The organism is Paenibacillus sp. V4I5 (assembly GCF_030817255.1).
Lineage (GTDB): Bacteria > Bacillota > Bacilli > Paenibacillales > NBRC-103111 > Paenibacillus_E.
Genome location: NZ_JAUSZB010000002.1, coordinates 4,799,396 through 4,818,460 on the forward strand (window position 1 = coordinate 4,799,396; position 19,065 = coordinate 4,818,460).

General features: G+C 44.9%; 21 protein-coding genes, 1 pseudogene and 1 riboswitch. Of the genes and pseudogenes, 18 read left to right on the top strand and 4 right to left on the bottom strand.

Features of this window, described 5'->3' with window-relative positions:
* Positions 1–492: 492 nt before the first annotated feature.
* Entirely contained in the window at positions 493–1,020 is a 528-nt protein-coding gene (locus QFZ78_RS23860) for a hypothetical protein (RefSeq protein ID WP_307551250.1), read from the bottom strand.
* A 135-nt stretch (positions 1,021–1,155) separates the two neighbouring features.
* Between QFZ78_RS23860 and QFZ78_RS23865 the strand changes: the two genes are divergently transcribed.
* The 10 genes from QFZ78_RS23865 to rsmI all read left to right on the top strand — a co-directional run bounded on the left by QFZ78_RS23865 (position 1,156) and on the right by rsmI (position 8,655).
* Entirely contained in the window at positions 1,156–1,356 is a 201-nt protein-coding gene (locus QFZ78_RS23865) for a sigma factor G inhibitor Gin (RefSeq protein ID WP_307551252.1), read from the top strand.
* A 94-nt stretch (positions 1,357–1,450) separates the two neighbouring features.
* The gene (locus QFZ78_RS23870) at positions 1,451–2,956 is read left to right on the top strand and encodes an aminotransferase class I/II-fold pyridoxal phosphate-dependent enzyme (RefSeq protein ID WP_307551254.1); all 1,506 of its coding nucleotides are present in this window, start codon (positions 1,451–1,453) and stop codon (positions 2,954–2,956) included.
* A gap of 40 nt (positions 2,957–2,996) precedes the next feature.
* Positions 2,997–3,656, top strand: a complete 660-nt coding sequence (tmk, locus tag QFZ78_RS23875) for a dTMP kinase (protein WP_307551256.1) — start codon at positions 2,997–2,999, stop codon at positions 3,654–3,656.
* A 46-nt stretch (positions 3,657–3,702) separates the two neighbouring features.
* Positions 3,703–4,032, top strand: a complete 330-nt coding sequence (locus QFZ78_RS23880) for a cyclic-di-AMP receptor (protein WP_029198490.1) — start codon at positions 3,703–3,705, stop codon at positions 4,030–4,032.
* Between the two features lie 33 nt (positions 4,033–4,065).
* Positions 4,066–4,512: a YaaR family protein gene (locus QFZ78_RS23885; RefSeq protein ID WP_029198491.1), complete on the top strand. Its 447-nt coding sequence runs from the start codon at positions 4,066–4,068 to the stop codon at positions 4,510–4,512.
* Between the two features lie 104 nt (positions 4,513–4,616).
* Positions 4,617–5,594: a DNA polymerase III subunit delta' gene (holB, locus tag QFZ78_RS23890; protein ID WP_307551258.1), complete on the top strand. Its 978-nt coding sequence runs from the start codon at positions 4,617–4,619 to the stop codon at positions 5,592–5,594.
* A 1-nt stretch (position 5,595) separates the two neighbouring features.
* On the top strand, positions 5,596–6,399 hold the full coding sequence (locus tag QFZ78_RS23895; RefSeq protein ID WP_307551260.1) for a PSP1 domain-containing protein: 804 nt from the start codon (positions 5,596–5,598) through the stop codon (positions 6,397–6,399).
* Positions 6,400–6,458: 59 nt separating this feature from the next.
* Positions 6,459–6,800, top strand: a complete 342-nt coding sequence (gene yabA / locus QFZ78_RS23900) for a DNA replication initiation control protein YabA (protein WP_029198494.1) — start codon at positions 6,459–6,461, stop codon at positions 6,798–6,800.
* A gap of 81 nt (positions 6,801–6,881) precedes the next feature.
* On the top strand, positions 6,882–7,643 hold the full coding sequence (locus QFZ78_RS23905) for a tRNA1(Val) (adenine(37)-N6)-methyltransferase (protein ID WP_307551262.1): 762 nt from the start codon (positions 6,882–6,884) through the stop codon (positions 7,641–7,643).
* 124 nt (positions 7,644–7,767) lie between these two features.
* A complete protein-coding gene (gene rsmI / locus QFZ78_RS23910) occupies positions 7,768–8,655 on the top strand; it encodes a 16S rRNA (cytidine(1402)-2'-O)-methyltransferase (protein ID WP_307551264.1) in 888 nt (295 codons plus the stop codon).
* Between the two features lie 170 nt (positions 8,656–8,825).
* Here rsmI and QFZ78_RS23915 read toward each other — a convergent pair whose 3' ends face one another.
* Positions 8,826–9,080: an AbrB/MazE/SpoVT family DNA-binding domain-containing protein gene (locus QFZ78_RS23915; RefSeq protein ID WP_028557356.1), complete on the bottom strand. Its 255-nt coding sequence runs from the start codon at positions 9,078–9,080 to the stop codon at positions 8,826–8,828.
* Between the two features lie 371 nt (positions 9,081–9,451).
* On the opposite strand from QFZ78_RS23915, the gene QFZ78_RS23920 reads away from it, so the two are divergent.
* Together QFZ78_RS23920 and QFZ78_RS23925 are read left to right on the top strand one after the other, a co-directional pair.
* Entirely contained in the window at positions 9,452–10,729 is a 1,278-nt protein-coding gene (locus QFZ78_RS23920) for an HD domain-containing protein (protein ID WP_307551266.1), read from the top strand.
* A gap of 56 nt (positions 10,730–10,785) precedes the next feature.
* On the top strand, positions 10,786–11,553 hold the full coding sequence (locus QFZ78_RS23925; protein WP_307551268.1) for a TatD family hydrolase: 768 nt from the start codon (positions 10,786–10,788) through the stop codon (positions 11,551–11,553).
* On the opposite strand, the gene QFZ78_RS23930 is transcribed toward QFZ78_RS23925, so the two are convergent.
* On the bottom strand, positions 11,539–12,771 hold the full coding sequence (locus tag QFZ78_RS23930) for an ABC transporter permease (RefSeq protein WP_307551270.1): 1,233 nt from the start codon (positions 12,769–12,771) through the stop codon (positions 11,539–11,541). The genes QFZ78_RS23925 and QFZ78_RS23930 overlap by 15 nt on opposite strands.
* Positions 12,768–13,511 carry an ABC transporter ATP-binding protein gene (locus QFZ78_RS23935; RefSeq protein WP_307551272.1) on the bottom strand — a complete coding sequence of 248 codons (744 nt, stop codon included), beginning with the start codon at positions 13,509–13,511 and terminating at the stop codon, positions 12,768–12,770. The genes QFZ78_RS23930 and QFZ78_RS23935 overlap by 4 nt, the downstream gene beginning before the upstream one ends.
* A gap of 282 nt (positions 13,512–13,793) precedes the next feature.
* A riboswitch (cyclic di-AMP (ydaO/yuaA leader) is annotated at positions 13,794–13,979 on the top strand.
* Between the two features lie 293 nt (positions 13,980–14,272).
* Here QFZ78_RS23935 and QFZ78_RS23940 point away from each other — a divergent pair.
* The 6 genes and pseudogenes from QFZ78_RS23940 to QFZ78_RS23965 all read left to right on the top strand — a co-directional run.
* The gene (locus QFZ78_RS23940; RefSeq protein WP_307551274.1) at positions 14,273–15,412 is read left to right on the top strand and encodes a resuscitation-promoting factor; all 1,140 of its coding nucleotides are present in this window, start codon (positions 14,273–14,275) and stop codon (positions 15,410–15,412) included.
* A 116-nt stretch (positions 15,413–15,528) separates the two neighbouring features.
* Positions 15,529–16,071 carry a ribonuclease M5 gene (rnmV, locus tag QFZ78_RS23945; RefSeq protein ID WP_307551276.1) on the top strand — a complete coding sequence of 181 codons (543 nt, stop codon included), beginning with the start codon at positions 15,529–15,531 and terminating at the stop codon, positions 16,069–16,071.
* A 226-nt stretch (positions 16,072–16,297) separates the two neighbouring features.
* Positions 16,298–17,206 (top strand): 16S rRNA (adenine(1518)-N(6)/adenine(1519)-N(6))-dimethyltransferase RsmA, encoded by a 909-nt coding sequence (gene rsmA / locus QFZ78_RS23950; protein WP_307551277.1) that lies wholly within the window; start codon positions 16,298–16,300, stop codon positions 17,204–17,206.
* A gap of 56 nt (positions 17,207–17,262) precedes the next feature.
* On the top strand, positions 17,263–18,135 hold the full coding sequence (gene yabG, locus QFZ78_RS23955) for a sporulation peptidase YabG (RefSeq protein WP_307551278.1): 873 nt from the start codon (positions 17,263–17,265) through the stop codon (positions 18,133–18,135).
* A gap of 296 nt (positions 18,136–18,431) precedes the next feature.
* Positions 18,432–18,707, top strand: a complete 276-nt coding sequence (veg, locus tag QFZ78_RS23960; RefSeq protein ID WP_028557365.1) for a biofilm formation stimulator Veg — start codon at positions 18,432–18,434, stop codon at positions 18,705–18,707.
* Between the two features lie 105 nt (positions 18,708–18,812).
* A pseudogene (locus QFZ78_RS23965) lies at positions 18,813–18,983 on the top strand (small, acid-soluble spore protein, alpha/beta type); the annotation flags it as partial.
* Between the last annotated feature and the right edge of the window lie 82 nt (positions 18,984–19,065).

The window sequence follows — 19,065 nt, forward strand, 5'->3', positions numbered from 1 at the left end:
AGCCTTTTTGAGAGAAATCTCAAGAAGGCTTTTTTATTGTTGATTTTATTGAATTGTACGTAAATGCATGATTATTGGTTGTTGTGTTGTGTTTTCGATTTTTGGTTTAAAGTAGATGTATGGTTTAGTCTTTCCTTGCCTTTAAAAGTTGTACACCGTACAATAATTTCGTTGATTTTATACCTACTATCTACTAAGTTGTTTATGTTGTATGTTGTACAACAATTTTAGCCGTATTTCAGGCTATGCTATGGAGCTAATTTTGATAATAATGTGTATTTTTTTACACCATTTTCTTAGATAACACAGATAGCTTGCTTAAATGTTGTATAACCTAAAACTTTGCCTGCATGGAACAAACCTTATAGCCGCAAAAGTTATTTTGGGTGACACTCTTGCCTAAGATGACGAGTAAGTTGATTCATTCGTCCTTTGAACAAGCAAACAACAACAAATAAGAGCCAAAGGCTCTTATTTGCATTTTAATAACAACTACTGCATGTAGCAGGAGGTGTCCTTATCTGTGATCTTAATCAGCCCAGCTTTGCGGTACGGGCGAAACCGGAAAAGCATCCACAGTCGCGGCATGAGCATCCAGAAGTGAAAAATTGTGAGATGGATTAACCATTTGTCGGGTATCCATGGATAAAGAAGTGTAATCATAGCAAGGCCAATCCAAAATAAAGTAAGCTGTATTCTGGATACCAGTCGAATGGAGGCATTTCCTTCTGGTAAGAATCCACACCAAAAAACACCCCAACGGTAAGACCAGCCCCTCATTGCCATTCCAATTGTAAACTGAAAATAGATCCGGATGAGCAAAGAATGGAAGATAAGAAGAAGCGGATAGCTAACTAAGAGCGGCAGCCAGTTCGAAGGGTCAAATTTGTAAAAGACCGTTAGTAGCAGCAGCATAAAATAAACAATTATTTTATACAAGGAATGATATATTCGCTTCATTAAAGTATAGCTATAAATGGTAGATTGTTTGGAGAGATTTGGTTCCTGTTTAGTTGACATGCTGATGACCTCCGCAAGGCGGTTAACCTGATATAAGACTATATCGGCACATGCCTTCCAAAATATGAGCGTTTAGCTAGTTTAGGAGAATTGTGAATCGGATATACTAATAGTAAAAGATCGTGGGGTGATCATATGGAGGAGATCCGAACAGGGGTATGTATGATCTGCGAACAGCAGCGGATTGGCGGAATTCATATTATAATGGCTTTTATCTGCGATGAGTGCAGCAGTGAAATGGTCAAAACGAATGTAAGTGATCAGAAATATCCGTTTTTTGTGAAGCAGATGAAGAAAGCATTTTATAGGGGCAATTCGAAACAATATATGAACTAATGGGAGAAGCTTCTTATGGAAGCTTTTTTGTTTTTTTAGCGTCAATCCACTACTATAAGGGTATAAAATAGAAAGCTCAAGGAGTCGTGTCAACATGAGCAGCCAGCATTCAAAACAGTTACGTGCGCCGCTTTTTGAAGCAATGGTCGCCCATCATGATAAAAACCCTGCAAGTTTCCATGTACCTGGTCATAAATCCGGTCAAGGCTTGTTAGATGAAGGGACAAGCTTCTTAAAGACGGTAATGTCTATTGATTATACAGAAATTACGGGTCTAGATGATTTACACCACGCAGAGGGTGTCATTAGTGAGGCCGAGCAGCTAGCGGCGGATTGCTTTGGAGCTGAGGAAACGTATTTTCTGATAGGTGGGAGTACGGTTGGTAATTTGGCCCTGATTTCAGCCGTATGTGAGAAAGATGATATTATTCTTGTGCAGAGGAATGTACATAAATCGGTCATAAATGGGCTTATGCTAGCCGGTGCCAAGGCAGTGTTCATAGCTCCTGGTATTCATACGGAAACAGGTGTGGCCACAAGTTTATATATTGAAGATGTAAAGCAAGCATTAGTGCTGTATCCGGAGGCTAAGGGGCTTTTCCTAACAAACCCGAATTACTACGGCATGGGTGTCAATCTCAAGCCTTTCGCGGAATTGATGCATGCACATGGGAAGCTGCTGCTCGTGGATGAAGCGCATGGTGCGCATTATGGATTCCATGATGAGGTGCCGGATTCCGCTTTATCACAAGGGGCTGATGCGGTGGTACAATCCACGCACAAGATGCTAACGGCAATGACCATGGGGGCTATGCTGCATGTCCAAGGGCCGCGGATAGACCGAAGGGCTATCCAACTGCTGCTTGCTATGCTGCAGAGCTCAAGCCCCTCTTATCCTATAATGGCTTCACTAGATTTGGCAAGAAAGAGGATGCATATCGAAGGCAGGGACTGGCTAGAACAGGGACTTGCTGTTGTAAAAGAGTTCAGGTCGCTTCTTGATGGGCTTACCATGTTCGGTTACCACCCAAGAGAGCTTCCGGGGAATGAGAGTCAAGAGGGTCAAACTGCAGATCCGTTTAAAATGGCCATTTATGATGTGACGAATACGTTATCTGGCACCGAACTCAAAGAGAGGCTAGAAGCTCAAGGCTGCTTTGTCGAAATGACGGACGGGCGTCAAGTACTTCTTGTATTCACCCCTGCTTCAACCAGAGTGGATATGTTAAGATTTGTCGAAGCATTAACTAACATTTGTTTGGACGTTCCCGCACAAAAGAAGGAACTTCAAGCGCCTATCTCGAATATACTTAAATTACCCTACTATACATCAATCTCTTCTCCAGTTGCTTTTGAGATAAGAGATATCTCCAAAGCATCACGAGCAGAGGGGGCGTTTAGTCAGGTTAGTGTTCAGGAGTCAGTCGGGAAGCGTTCTGCGGATATGGTAATCCCTTATCCACCGGGAATTCCCTATTTATACCCTGGCGAAATCATCTCGGCTTCCGTGGCCGAAGCCTTATTGCAATTGGCTGCAAACGGAATCAAGTTTCAAGGAACAGAATTTGGGCAGACACAAAAGCTAAAGATATACACATAAACCATTATATGATCTGGTAAAGCAGCATGCAGGAGGAAGCGTGAACGGAATATTTATAACGTTTGAAGGGCCGGACGGCGCTGGGAAAACTACACAGCTTAAGAAATTGGCTGAGGAGCTTAAGAAACAAGGACATGATGTCCTCGTAACGAGAGAACCGGGCGGAACGGCAATCAGTGATCAAATCCGCAGTATTATTCTTGACCCTGTGAATAAGGAGATGGTGGATCAAGCGGAAGTATTGCTTTATGCAGCATCGAGAGCACAGCATGTACATCAGTTAATTCTTCCAGCACTCGCAGCTGACAGAATTGTACTATGTGATCGTTTCATTGATGCAAGTGTCGCTTATCAGGCTTACGGGCTTGGCGTAGATGTAGATATGGTTAAAGCCATCTCGCGTTATGCCAGTTCAGGATTACAGGCTACCCGAACATACATCTTAGATGTGCCAGTAGAAGTAAGCTTGGCAAGACTTCACCATAGAGCATCGGGCACAGGCGTGAATGCCCAGCAGTTGGATCGCATTGAACAGAAAAATGTAGATTATCATAGCCGGGTTCGGGAAGGTTTTCATCAGATTGCAGCTGATCATCCTGAACGAATACGAGTTGTTAATGCAAACCGTAACGAAGAGGAGATTGCAATAGAGATAAGGACGGATTGTAATCGTTTGCTCGAGGAACATATTTCCGGCTAAAGCAAAAAATCCATTCTTAGTTTATAATAAAAAGGAGGAATCACCCATGAAACTAGTCGTAGCCGTTGTACAAGATAAGGACAGTAACCGTCTCTCAAATGCTTTAATTAAAGAAGGGTTTCGCGCTACGAAGCTGGCAAGTACCGGTGGATTTTTACGTGCGGGAAACACGACTTTTATGATTGGTACGGAAGATGAGAGGGTGCAAGAAGTCATGCAGGTCATTCGCACCAATTGCAAAATTCGGGAACAGCTTGTTACACCGGTTTCTCCAATGGGAGGAACGACGGATTCTTATATTCCATTTCCAGTGGAAGTTCAAGTGGGTGGAGCCGCAGTTTTCGTATTGCCAGTAGAGCGCTTCGAGCATTACTAGGTTCAATCAGACATACACAAGGATGGATGCGTCTTGAAAATTAATCCGGGGTGGCAGCCCATCGGTAAGAACGTCAAAGTGAATGAGAACGTCCCGCCGCCACAGATGGCCCCCCGGAATTTCTCTGACATTATGCAGCAGCAGGATGAGAAATTTACGCAGGAGCAATTATCCAAGATGGTGCAGCAAATTACGCTGCAAGGCGATCGTCTGTCGCGGGCAATGACGGTGAGAGAACTTCTGCAATACAAGCTACTGATTAAGCAGTTTTTAGAGGAAACCGCTCGCCGTGGTGTCAATTTAAGAGATACGAAGGGTTGGGATCGTCGCGGCCGTTCGAAACGATATAAGCTTTTGGAAGAAATCGATCTAGAGCTGCTTTCCTTAGCAGATGAATTGCTAGAAAATGAGCAGGGTCGAATCGAAATTTTGCACAAAATCGGAGAAATCCGAGGGATGCTGATTAACTTGTTATTTTAAAATATAAGAAAATAGTTGTTTCACGCTATATATATTTCTGGGTAAACGCACTCGTCCTGGAAGGACAGTGTAGCCGTTTATCCTCGGGATGGAGCGTATTTCTAATGTCCTTTCAAGCCATACCGGGTCAAACAGCGGCTAAGCAGCTTCTGCAGAACGGGCTGCGGCAAGACAAGCTGTCTCACGCCTATATTTTTAGTGGGCCAGTAGGAACTGGACGCTCGGAGATGGCCATTGCTTTGGCTAAAGCTATCTACTGCCAGCACGGGATCGATGAGGCATGTGGTGAATGTTTGGAATGCCGTAAGGTCGAGCATCGTAATCATCCGGATCTACATATGGTTACGCCAGATGGAGCTTCGATTAAGATCGAGCAGATTCGTGAGCTGCAAAAGGAGTTTGCTTACCGTGCCACAGCCTCCGGAACTAAAATTTATATCCTGTATCATGCAGATAAAATGACGGTGCAGGCTGCTAATAGCTTGTTGAAGTTTCTAGAAGAGCCGACCTCACGTGTGGTCGCGATTCTCATTACAGAGAATGGCAATGCCCTGCTGCCAACGATTCAATCGAGGGCACAGTGGATTAATTTCACGCCAATGCCGCGTGAGCAAATGGTCTTGACGCTTTTACAAGAGGGTCATCCTGCGTCGCTTGTGCAGCCCGCCGCACATTTAACGGCAGGATTGCAAGCAGCTAGGGATTTAATTGCTGCGAATTGGTTTGCAGAAATGAGAACCGTAGTGTTACAATTAGCTAAGGAGACGCTCACACGTTTTCCTACTTCAATGATTACGGTACAGCAACGGATTGTAAAAACGGAGCTAGCGGATCATATGTCGAGTCTTTTCGATTTATTGATTCTCTGGTTTAAAGATATGGTGCAGTTGCGCCTGGAGCGCAAAGATAAGCTTGTTTATAATGATCAGCTGGACTGGATGAACTCCCTCGCGTTCAGCCGGGATGTCTCAGTATGGGTGCGTATGATGGAGCAAGCCGTAGATCTACAAAAACGACTGCGTTTCAACGCCAATTCTCAGCTGGTTATAGAGAAAATGCTCGTGGAGATGCAGGGGGTGTAAGATGTATTCGGTAGTTGGTGTCCGCTTCAAGAAAGCGGGTAAAATATATTATTTTGATCCGATTGATTTGCCAATTGAGAAAGAAAGTGCCGTAATTGTTGAAACCGCTCGCGGAGTTGAATACGGCAAGGTTGTCGTTGGAAAGAAGATTGTCAAAGAAAATGACGTCGTTCTTCCTCTCAAAAAGGTGATTCGCATTGCGGATGACTCAGATGCTGATTTAGTTGAAGAAAATAAGAAAGCAGCCAAAGATGCGTTCCAAACGTGTCACGAGAAAATTAAAGACCATAGTCTAAAGATGAAGCTCGTAGACGTAGAGTATACCTTTGATCGTAATAAAATTATTTTTTATTTTACGGCTGAAGGGCGCGTTGATTTCCGCGAACTCGTGAAGGATTTGGCGAGTATTTTCCGGACCAGAATTGAACTGCGTCAAATTGGCGTACGGGATGAAGCGAAGATGCTTGGAGGTATAGGTCCGTGTGGGCGAATTCTATGCTGTTCCTCGTTCTTAGGTGATTTCGAACCCGTATCCATTAAGATGGCGAAAGACCAGAACTTGTCACTTAACCCAACGAAAATTTCGGGATTATGCGGACGGTTAATGTGTTGTTTGAAATATGAACATGATAACTACGAGAGCGCGAAGGATTCACTGCCAACTGTAGGTAGACAAGTAATCACTTCTTTTGGGAATGGTAAAGTACTTGGATTGAATATCAAAGAACGTACAGCTAAGGTTCAATTGTTTGACCTTGGTAAAGCACTTGATTTACCTTTCGATGATGTAGTTGAACAAGAGTAGAGGCATAGTATCCAAGGAGGCGCTGGCCAGTAAGCATGCATGGCACTAGAGGTGAAAGCGTGGATAAACAAGATATTTTTGGACAAATAGATGGGATCGAAGAACGAATGGGTGCCACTTATGCCGAGTTGGGTGCCTTAAAGAAACAAATTATTAACCTCATCGAAGAAAATAAGAGATTAAGCATAGAAAATCAGCAGCTCCGCAAACTGATCCGACAAGAGGAAACAATTGTCGAGCAGCCTGTAGGAGAGGCGGAGGAACCACTTCCGTTACCTGGAGCAGGTTATGATAATTTGACTCGCTTGTATAATGAAGGTTTTCATATTTGCAATGTATATTATGGACACCTTCGGACCGAGGGAGATTGTTTGTTTTGCTTATCCTTTTTAAATAAATAAGTGATTTTGACCGTAGGGGTGTATGCCTTACGGTTTTTTTCCATAATAAGCAGACCCGAAAGGAAATGACGGAGAATACGTATGAAGCAAGTACAGTTACGACCTACCGAACGAATTGATGATTTATTGACGTATGATTTGAAAATAATTCAAAGTGATGAAGTGTTCAGCTTTTCACTAGATGCCGTCCTGCTAGGCCGGTTCTGCAGTGTGGCTCCCAAGGGGCGCATGATTGATTTATGTACTGGCAATGGGGTCGTCCCCCTGCTCTTAACAACGCGGACACGCGCTGAGATTTGGGGTGTTGAAATTCAAGAGCGGCTCGCGGATATGGCGGTTCGCAATGCAGAGATTAATGGATTAGAGGACCAGTTACATATGCTCCAGGGGGATCTGAAGAACATTCACGAAACCTTAGGTCATGGCCAATTTGATGCCGTAACGGTGAACCCTCCCTATCTGCCTGTGCCTAACGGTGAGCAGAACGCCAATGAGCATTTCGCTGCGGCTCGTCATGAAATATATTGCAACTTGGAAGATGTCATTGCGGCGAGCGCAAAGCTGGTGAAGGCTGGCGGTAAGGTGGCGATGGTCCACAGGGCTACGCGTTTAATCGATATCTGCTGCTTAATGAGGCAATATCGTCTTGAACCGAAACGCATTCGCTATGTGCACGCACGTGCTGGGGAAGAAGCAATGATGGTGTTGATCGAGGGAATGAAGGATGGAAAGCCAGAGATCCGTACCTTACCGCCGCTTATTGTTTATGATGAGAATCAAGAGTACTGTAAAGAACTGAAAGAAATTTACTACGGGGGCAGAAGCTCCTTAGAGTTTTCGTAAGAAATCTAGCTACGTAAGCATAATCTTAGAATTTTCGTAGAAAAAAATAACAACATATGCGTAAGCATTATTTAATTATCGTAACTTCGTAAGATAATCATAAAAAGTGAAGAGGGAACTAACAGTGAGCTTGAATGTGCAAAAGAGCTATCGCGAGGATGGAAGCGGCGTTGGCACGCTATACCTGGTTGCCACACCGATAGGCAACCTAGAAGATATGACCTTCCGTGCGATTCGCACCCTGAAGGAAGTGAGCATGATTGCCGCTGAGGACACGCGGCAAACACGCAAACTGCTGACGCACTTCGAGGTCGCTACGCGACTCGTCAGCTATCACGAACACAACAAGCAAGCAAGCGGACCCGAACTCGTCCGCTTGCTGCTTGAAGGGCAGAGCATCGCGCTAGTCAGCGATGCAGGGCTGCCGGCCATCTCCGATCCAGGTTATGACCTGGTGAGGATGGCCGTAGAGCAGAGCGTGCCGGTGGTGCCTATCCCCGGCGCGAATGCGGCCCTGTCGGCGCTGATTGCATCAGGCTTGCCGACAGAGCGTTTCGCCTTCGTCGGGTTTCTCCCCCGGGAGAAAAAGGATCAGACGAAGGTGCTTGAAGGGCTGCAGCATGCGCAGGATACGCTGCTGTTCTATGAATCGCCGCACCGTGTAGAGAAAACACTTACCCGCATGGCGGAAGTGTGGGGGGCGGAGCGCCGGGTATGTCTCGCCCGCGAGCTGACGAAGCGGTACGAGGAGTTCCTGCGGGGTACTATCGCAGAGTGCCTCGCGCACTTAGAGCAGTACCCGCCTCAGGGCGAGTACTGCGTGATCGCCGAAGGCGCCTCGGAGAAGGCAGTCCGCGAAGCAGCTGATGGCTGGTGGGAGGCGATGACGCTAGGGGAGCATGTTGAGCACTACGAGCAAAGCGGAAGTGATCGTAAGGATGCACTGAAGTTGGTCGCGAGCGATCGTGGGCTTTCCAAGCGCGATGTTTACAATGCACTGCTCGAGCGCTAAAGCCGCGGGAAGTGCAGCGTTCCCGCCACACTCTCCGTTATATCATTCTCCGGACAAAAAAAAGATCTCTAATTCGTGGCCGAAGCCAACAAATTAGAGATTAAAGGAGATATGAAAAAGGTTAGAATTACCAATAGGATAAGTGCTACTTCTATTATATACTACTTTTCTTATTTTGTCACAGGTGTTGGCATTTCTGCTAAACAAATATGACAAACAATTTTTCCTTTGAAGTAAGATACGTTTTCAGCATTACCACAGAAGATACAAGCAGGCTCATATTTCTTCAACATGATGCGCTCGCCATCTACATAAATCTCCAAAGCGTCTTTTTCACCAATACCCAATGTGCGGCGCAACTCGATTGGAATAACAACGCGACCCAATTCGTCAACTTTTCTTACAATTCCCGTAGATTTCATCATATATATAAACCCCTTTCGATTTTATCAAAAATTTATCAATATCGTCATGTTTCGACATATCTTCTTGCTTTATGATACCAACGATTCCCAAAATAGTCAACCATATTTTCGACTATTAAAGTAAGTTATTCAAAAAAAATTTAAATGTAGTTTCTGTTTAAAATATCAGAAAAACCAAGCAGAATAAGGAGATGTAAGGAATATATTACGTGTGTCTTCCTATAAAAGTTTAAAATTACGAAGATAAAGGTTAGCCTAGTAAGACTGATAAATTGGAATTTGCAATTCGACATAATGCGACAAACGTGTCGAAGTAACGAAGAGAACTGTCGAAATAATTTAAATTTGCTAAAGAGAGAGGTTGTGAATGGATGAAGGAAGAGAAGGTTTTTAAAGATCCGGTTCATAAATATATTTATGTGCAGGACAATACGATTTGGGATTTAATTAATACGCGAGAGTTTCAGAGATTGCGCCGCATAAGGCAATTAGGCACCTCTTATTTAACTTTTCATGGTGCTGAGCATAGTAGATTCTCTCATTCACTCGGTGTGTATGAAATCACTCGGAAAATCATTTCACAATTCGAACGCAATCACTATGAGGATTGGCCACAAGAGGAACGTTTACTCTGCCTTTGTGCGGCATTGCTACATGATCTTGGTCACGGACCCTTCTCGCATTCCATTGAAAAAGCTTTTGGAACGAGACATGAAGATTGGTCGTGCAGAATTGTCCTTGGAGATACCGATGTGAACAAAGTCCTCAGTCGAGTGTCACCTGATTTTCCGAAAAAAGTGGCGGGCGTTATTTGTAAATCGTATAGTGAAGAAATTGTGGTTAGTCTTGTATCGAGTCAGTTGGATGCAGATCGTATGGATTATTTGCTGCGTGACGCCTATTTCACTGGTGTAAATTACGGCACATTCGATCTGGAGCGAATACTTCGTGTTATTAGGCCCTATAAGGGGCACATTGTTGTTAAGGAAAGCGGCATGCATGCTGTAGAAGACTATTTAATGTCCCGTTATCAAATGTACTGGCAGGTATATTTCCATCCTGTGACACGCAGTGCGGAAATTTTGCTGCACAAGATTTTTGCGCGTGCTAAACATTTATACGAAGAAAATTATTCGTTTGGATTTATGGTTGAGCCTATTTTGCATCTGATTCAGAATAAAATTACGTTGGAAGATTATTTACTATTGGATGAGTCTGTTATGCAGACGATGCTAGCTTTCTGGAGTAATGAGAAAGATCCTATTTTAGGCGATATGTGTAAACGGTTTTTGGACCGTAAGTTGTACAAATACAGCACCTTTGATGAATCTAATCAACGTCAGATTAAGCTGATGGAAAAAGTGATGGCTGAGGTCGGATTCGACCCTACCTATTACATGGAAATTGATTTTCCATCGAATCAATCCTATGACGTGTACAGACCGGGTGAAACAGATGACAATTTGCCAATTTTTCTGCTGGATCATAAGGAGACATTAACGGAAATTACTCATCGATCTGAGATTGTGCAGTCCATCAGCGGATTCCAAATGGGTAAGCATCATGTTTATTATCCAGAAGAGCTGTTGGAACGCTTGAACGCAACCAATTATCCTGATTTATGGGCACTGCTAGGTGAGCAAGATTAACAAGATAAGCTAGAAAATAAGTGCAATAGAATATTTCAATTTAAGGGAGAACATAAATGCTAACGGATTCACACACACATTTAAATGCTGAACAATTTAATGAAGATCAAGATGAAGTGATAGAACGAGCGCTGGACGCCGGGGTGACAAGAATAGTAAATGTAGGCTTCAACCGGGAGACCATACCCAGTTCGATTGCCCTCGCTGAGAGGTACGATTTCATCTATTCTACGGTAGGGTGGCATCCTGTTGATGCTATTGATATGATGCCTGGGGACTTGGAATGGATTGAAGAGTTGTGCAAGCATGAGAAAGTTGTTGCCATCGGAGAAATTGGACTAGATTACTACTGGGATAAGTCGCCGAAGGATGTACAGCAGCGGGTATTTCGGGAGCAAATTCGTCTAGCGCGTAAATTGGGGATGCCCATTGTCATACATAATCGAGATGCCCATCAAGATATTTTGCATATTTTAAAAGAAGAGAAGGCCGAGGAAGTGGGGGGAATCATGCACTGCTTTTCAGGAAGCTGGGAGACGGCGAAGCAGTGTCTGGATATGAATTTTCATATTTCTTTTGGAGGTCCAGTTACGTTTAAGAACGCTAAGCAACCGAAGGAAGTGCTGGCGAAAGTTCCGTTAGATCGTTTATTAATTGAGACCGATGCTCCCTACCTGACCCCCCATCCTTTCCGCGGCAAGCGCAATGAAACCGGCTATGTTCGCTTGGTAGCTGAGACAGCCGCGGAAATTCGGGGGTTGACTTTGGAGGAAATAGCGGAAATAACAACGAACAATGCCATTCGATTGTTAGGTCTCAAGTAAAGCGTTTTTCTCGAACTTGCGACGAAGCACAATGCCGCAGCTGAAAGAGATGAAGATGAGACTGATTAGTGGAACGAGTAGATAGATTGGTGAAGAGCGAATCATAAGAGGAATTGTCAAGATACATAGCTCTAGAAGCAAGACAGACCAAATAATAAAGGCCAGCGAACCGGCTTTTGAATTCTGATTGAGCGGGTACATCTCCAGCCAGAACGTATAGCGATGGGCGCGCTCGAGAGACGATAACTGAACAAGGGAAATTAGAAGAGAAATCATGAAGATTAAACTCCTTGCAGTACCGCTGCTTGAAACGGCTATAGCTAGTACCCCTAACAAGGTGATACGCAGTACGATCGCGAACAGCTCCGTACGCAGCAATGTCTTCATATATAGGTACAAAAAGGTTGCATCTTGTCTAAAAGGTATGAACCGTGTCAGCCCGCTGATCCAACTTCGGCGGGCTATTCGCGTTCCCATTTGAGGCACATCGACGAACCAGCTGAAAAAGGCATAAAGCCGAGCTTGCTGCTGATTTTCCTTGGTGATCAAGTAGTCCCAACCGATGACGTATTTAGATACAAAATAAACGGCTGCTATCCATAAGAAAATAAGAAGCAGCGCAGCGCAACTTGCCCATAAAATGCTGGTTAGAAATTGCAGTGAAATGAGAGCGGTTGTTGCAATCCAGCGAAAGCTAACCGAAGCTAATCTGGTGCGCTCATGGGCAAAGCGACTTTCCTGCCAACTCGCTAATAAATTAGCTATCTTTAATAGAAGAAGTAGTGCGAGCATCAGTAAGAAATGCTGCTCTGAAGCGCCGAGGCAGTGGTGATAAAGCGGCCATAAAATCACCCAGGCGATAAATGTCCAAAAAGCTTGCAGTGTCAAACTGTACATGAATCCACTTCGGAAATAAGCGCCCATTTGATGTTCGATCTGTAACAAAAACATGCGGTCTGCTTTCCTTACCAAGGTACGAATAGGGCTTGAAGATAGCAGAGGAACGAGCAGCAAAAGCACGATCCACAGATAGGGATAATCTGTCGGAAGACGCTGTAGTATTTTTGCATAATAATAGGAAGAAATGATGACAAGAAACAACACGAGACCGATGAAATTACTACGCGCTGCGTATTGCCAATAGCCCATGGATTCCTTCATATAATGTTCGAATCTTTGCTGCCATAAGGCACGGGTGTTGATATCCATATTGCTCATAAAGAGTCCCCTTGTACAAGCTTATAGAAAATGTCGTCTAGTGACGCTCCAGGGAGTTCGGTTTGCCCGCGTAATTCGACTAAATCACCCTGAGCAACCATACGACCTCGATGAAGGACAACGTAATTATCGCAATATTTTTCAATGGTTGACAAAATATGCGATGAGATGAGGAATGATGCTCCTTTATGTTTCATTTTCACCATTAATTCGAGTAATGAACGGATCGCTAATGGGTCGAGGCCGAGAAAGGGTTCATCGATAATATATAACGAGGGTTCGATCAGAAATGCGTTCATAATCATGACTTTCTGTTTCATTCCTTTGGATAAATGACTGGCGAAGCTGTTCAGCTTGTCCTTCATTTGAAACTGCTCCAAAAGGGAGTTGGATCGAGCCAAATAGTCGTCCTTCGACAAGCCGTAGGCCATAGCGGTTAGCTCAAGGTGTTCGCGGATCGTAAGCTCTTCGTAGAGCTCAGGGCTTTCGGGTACATAAGCGTATGTAGCACGATAGGACAAAGGATTTTCAGCTAAAGTCAGACCGTTAATTCGAATGGATCCTTTTTGCGGTTGAAGAAGGCCGAGAATGTTTTTGATCGTCGTACTTTTACCCGCGCCATTAAGTCCGATCAGACCCATCATTTCACCTTGACGGATAGAAAAGGTTAGGTCATGAAGAACGGGTTTTCTTGGTAAATATCCCCCATATAAAGAGTCAACTTGTAGAATGGAGCCCATCTCATTGCCTCCCTGATTAGCAAATTATTGGTATTTATGAATCACTTTCCTATACGAACATTATAAACAAATTTGTAATTTAAGCCTAGTTTTGGGGTGAAAAGTTGAAAAGAGTTAGTATACGTACGTTAAAGTGAGATATAAGTAGAAATAGAGCTATTTAATTGTTCATTTAAGCGAATTTTAGTCGATTTAGCCCTTTTTAGTAGGTGTTAATCCCTTTACAGGTTAAGATTAACAGCGTAATATACTTTTCATAATAACTTAATAACCAATTTGCCATTTTTCCATTCGCTGAGTTCCATTTATGGGAACGGGGGAACCACTGTAAGCTGAAGAAGCATGCTTCTTGAGTGAACAGAGTGAGTAACAGGGGTGAATCTTTTAGCATACTTCGTATGCTATTAGTAGGGCGACTCTCACGTCCGAATCCGTCAGCTAACCTCGTAAGCGTAAGAGAGGTAACGATTGTCGTGCGTGCTATTTGTGTATTTTACTATACAAACTAAGCCAGCGAGAAGAGTCCTCTTCTTGCTGGCTTTTTGTCTTCATAAAGGGCTATACACATTTCGGACGACTAAAAATTGCCCGGAATTCATATGAATGTTGAATAGGCAAACTGGTGTGGGACGACCAGAAGGCAGCGGTTTCGCACCGTACTGCTGATGGCGAACACGTTAAGTTAAACTAAAAAACCTTAGTCGCGTCAAATCTAATCATGCTGTAACCTGGCGGCGAGGCTTTGAAGGAGGACCGAAGAAGTGGGCAGTATCTCTATTAGCGAGACCCATGTAAAACGATCATCCAGCATGTCCTTCGCATTGCGATGGAAGCATGAAAACTTGCGTTTGATTTTAAGTCTAGCCATAATTTCAATCGCAATGACTTTCATGTTTTTGGTGTTGTTGTACGGTACGGCTACCAAGAGCGTATCCGTGGTTGTGAATGGACAAGAAACCGTTGTGCATACGAAGCAATGGGTCCTGCAACGCCTACTGGATGAACAAGCCATAAAGATTGGTGAACACGATGAAATTTCCGCTGCGCCAACGACAACAATCAAGGGTGGAGACAAAATTATCATCGAACATGCCTCACCGATTCAATTGACTGCTGATGGAAAGACCACCACTGTTTACACAACTGCAAGAACGGTAGAAAGTGCATTGCAACGTTTACATATTGCACTTGGGGAGCACGATCGTTTAACTCCCGAACCGACAGCCGCTCTGAGCTCGGGCGATGAAATCAAAATCGTCCGTGTGAAAAAAGAGACGGAGGAAGTAACTGAGCCGATTGCGTTCGACACGGAAAAGAAGAGCGACGCATCGCTGCTTAAAGGCAAAGAGCAAGTCGTCCAAGAAGGTAAAGAGGGCGTACTCTTGAAGAAGAAAGAAAAGACTTTCGAAGATGGTGTTTTAGTCGCGGAAGCAGTTGTGGGTGAAGAAGTACAAACAGAAAGTATTAATAAAGTCGTGTCCGTGGGAACGAAAAACCCTGTTGTTGTTCTTTCGGCTTCATCGCCTAGTGTGGATGAGGTTTCGAAGAACGGTGTTACCTTTGGTTATAAACAAATCCTGAAGAATGTGAAGTTAACTGCGTATTCAGCAGGCGTTGCATCCACAGGTAAATCCGAAGGATCACCTGGTTACGGTAAAACCTATACAGGGACTACGGTGTCAGAAGGCAGAACGATTGCTGTTGATCCAAAAGTCATCCCGCTCGGATGGTGGGTATTCATCGAGGGCATTGGCTTCCGCCGTGCTGAAGATATTGGCAGCGGTGTGAAAGGTCAAATGATTGATGTCTACTTTGAAGATCATGGTTATGCCAATAAATTCGGGACGAAGCAAGGGTACACCGTGTATGTGGTAGGACCGAAAAAGCCGTCTGAAAATTAACGTGTAAACGTCTGTTTCAGAGGGAAGAATGTCATATATACGTTGCCAGGTGACGACCTGGGCGAAAGAAGAGGGGACCCCTCTTCTTTTTCTGCGTACTGGGAAGGGAACCGCTTATGATAAAAGAAGTGATTGTCGTCGAAGGCAAAGACGATACAGCTGCTATTCGCCGAGCGGTAGAGGCGGATACGATTGAAACAGGCGGCTCTGCGATCGGACAAGCGGTGCTAAAGCGTATTGCACTTGCGCAGCAGCGCAGAGGCGTTATTATATTCACGGATCCAGATCACGCAGGTGAACGGATTCGGAAGATTGTAGCAGCCAAGGTGCCTGGCTGCAAGCATGCCTTCATTACGCAGGAGCAGGCGGAGTATAAGGGTGATATTGGCGTCGAGAATGCGACGCCTGAGACGATCCGTCAGGCTCTTCAAAGCCTTCGCACGGAATATGATGGTGCGGTTTCACAGCTGACCATGGAGGATCTTATGGCCGCAGGGTTGATTGTTCATGTTGAGGCGGCTTCTCGCCGGCTGATTGTGGGTAAAGCGTTAGGGATTGGCTATTGCAATGGCAAGCAGTTTTATAAGCGCTGTGCGATGTTTCAAATCTCTCGTGAGGAATTTGAGGCGGCTTTGGAGCATTTGGAAGCTGATAAGTAGAATGGCTATTTTTCTCTATTCGTACAGACGGGAATTGAGCAGCAATTGTTGCACTTCTTGCAACAACTTCCAACTGAAAATATGTATTCATTCAGCAAGCTCTCATGAGCTTACATGACTATGCATGTAGAAATAAATTGCATGAGATTTGGGCAGAGTTTATTAAGTAATTGAATGATAATGAAGAATGTGAAATCCAGAACCTATAGATAATGAGGTCTATATCATGAATGTACCCAACAATGAAGTGATTGTAACAGCCGATGACGTGGCTACACCGAGTAAAACGAAACAAATTATTAAGAGAAATGGTCTGGTGCTCAAGAAGAGCTTGGGTCAGAACTTTCTGATTGACCAAAATATCCTAAGCAAGATTGTCATGGCGGCAGAGCTCGGGCCGAACAAGGCTGTGCTTGAGATCGGCCCTGGCATTGGGGCGCTCACGCAGCAGTTGGCCAAGCTCGCTGGCCGCGTCTTGGCCGTCGAGATCGATCAGCGTCTGCTGCCCATCCTGGACGAGACGCTAGAGCCTTATCCCCACGCTACTGTCGTCCATGGGGACATCTTGAAGACTGATCTGCCAGAACTATTCCGGCAGCACTTCGAGGGCATGGACGGCGTCAGTGTCGTCGCCAACCTGCCCTACTACATCACGACGCCGATCATCATGAAGCTTCTCGAAGAGAAGCTTCCCTTGGAGAATATCGTCGTGATGATTCAAAAAGAGGTGGCCGACCGCATGGCGGCTCGCCCGGGCACCAAAGATTACGGCAGCCTCAGCATTGCCGTGCAGTTCCACTGCGAGCCGGAGCTTGTCACGATCGTACCGCGCACCGTCTTCGTGCCGCAGCCGAATGTCGACTCCGCCGTGATCCGGCTGCGTGTGCGCAAAACCCCGCCGGTCGAGGTGGCGGACGTGGACTTCTTCTTCGCCGTCGTTGGGGCGTCCTTCGTCCAGCGGCGCAAAACCCTTTACAATAACCTAGCTGCGCGGTTCTTCACTAAGGAAAACAAGCCTGAGCTGGAAGCGCTGCTGCTCAGCATTAACATAGAGCCTTCGCGTCGCGGCGAAACGCTCAGTATGGAAGAGTTCGCGCGCTTGTCGTCTGCTCTTCGCGCGCACGGCTGCAAATAACCCGCACCAAATGCCTAGTCTCGCCATAGGATACCCCATAGGAGGGGATTTGTGCGATGAGGCAAGGAGACTTTGTAACCCGTAAATCCTATGGCGGAGACGTCATGTTTAAGATTGAGCGCATAGAGCAGCTGAAGGCTATCCTGCGAGGGGTAGATTATAGGCTGCTTGCGGATGCGCCGTTAGTTGATTTAACCATTTCAAATCCGACAGATGTTATGGATCATCCGCGATCGAGTTCACCCGAATTTCGGGAATCACTCCGGCGTCTGGCGGTATCCCAGGTGCAGCTGCAGGAGAAGAACCAACTCTCTATAAACCATAAACAAAATACCAATAAAACCTACTTCGAAGTGCCTGGCAAAGTGCTGCACTTAGACGGCGATCCTACTTACTTACGTAAAAGTATGCAGATCTATGGAGAATTGCGTGTACCTGCAGAGGGGTTTTATATTCCTGAAGCACAAATGGCGGATGCTCTTCATAGGCTGCTTCCACAAATTAAGCCGGACATTGTTGTCATTACCGGTCATGACGGAATACTTAAACAACGTAAAGGTGGAGGTCCGAGCAATCTGACCAGCTATAAGAATTCACAAAACTTCGTGAATGCTGTTCAGATCGCTAGGCAATATGAGCGTAATCGGGACTCCATGATTATTGTGGCTGGTGCTTGTCAGTCTCATTTTGAGGCCTTACTGCGAGCTGGAGCTAATTTTGCGAGTTCTCCTGCTCGTATCCTCATTCATGCCTTAGATCCGCTTTGTATCGCTGCTAAGTTGTCGTATACTTCCGTGAAGGATACCATATCCATGCTTGATATCGTTGATTTGACGGTGACAGGTTTGGATGGATTAGGTGGGGTAGAGACGAAAGGTAGCTATCGCATGGGAGTTCCGGGTATTAAACATACGGAAGATCATGTTTAAATATTCCTATAGTACATGTAAAAACAACATGAATCGACAAAACATATGGTATACAATATCAACACTTACCTATCATTCGACTCCTTGGAGGGGGCTGACTGGGTAAGTGTTCTTTTTTTAGTGGAAAAGTGTGAATAATTTGCGAACTTTGGAGACAACCTGTAAGAGAGGGATTTCGAAAATTCAGCAAAAATGCCGTTGACAACAGGAATGTGGTGCTGATATAATATTTGACCGCGTTTGACATGCCTGTCTGAATGAGTTATAATTAACTAGGAAAGAGGTGGTAGTTGACAATGGCAAAAAATGCGCTGTTGGAGATCAAACGCAGTTTGGAGCCCCACGTTGGGCAGAAGATCATGTTAAGAGCGAATGGTGGCCGTCGAAAGACTGTCGAGCGTTCTGGTGTTTTAGAAGAAACCTACCCTTCTGTGTTTATTGTGAAATTAGATCAAGAATCCCACGCCTTTAAACGAGTGTCGTACAGCTACGCCGATATCCTTACCGAATCCGTTGAAGTTACCGTATGTAATGACGATGGACAGGTTCGTATCACCTACATCCAACATTAGCTTAATGCATTCCTATATGAGCAGACCCAGAGGGTCTGTTTTTGCATTTGAATGGACCTCATCCGGTTGGGCATACTATAGCAAAACTCTAAGGAGGTTCCAAATATGAGTCGCAGAAGAGGAATCATGTCAGAAAGCTTTAAATATGAATTAGCCAAGGATCTAGGGTTTTATGATGTGGTGCAGCGTGAGGGCTGGGAGGGCATCCGAACGAAGGATGCAGGGAACATGGTGAAGAGAGCGATCCAAATTGCTCAGGAACAGCTGGTGAAACAGTATAACCCTGCGGCTTCCACAATCAACCAGACGCAATCAACGTACAGTCAGCAAAGTAACATTCAACCTAACTATAGTCAGC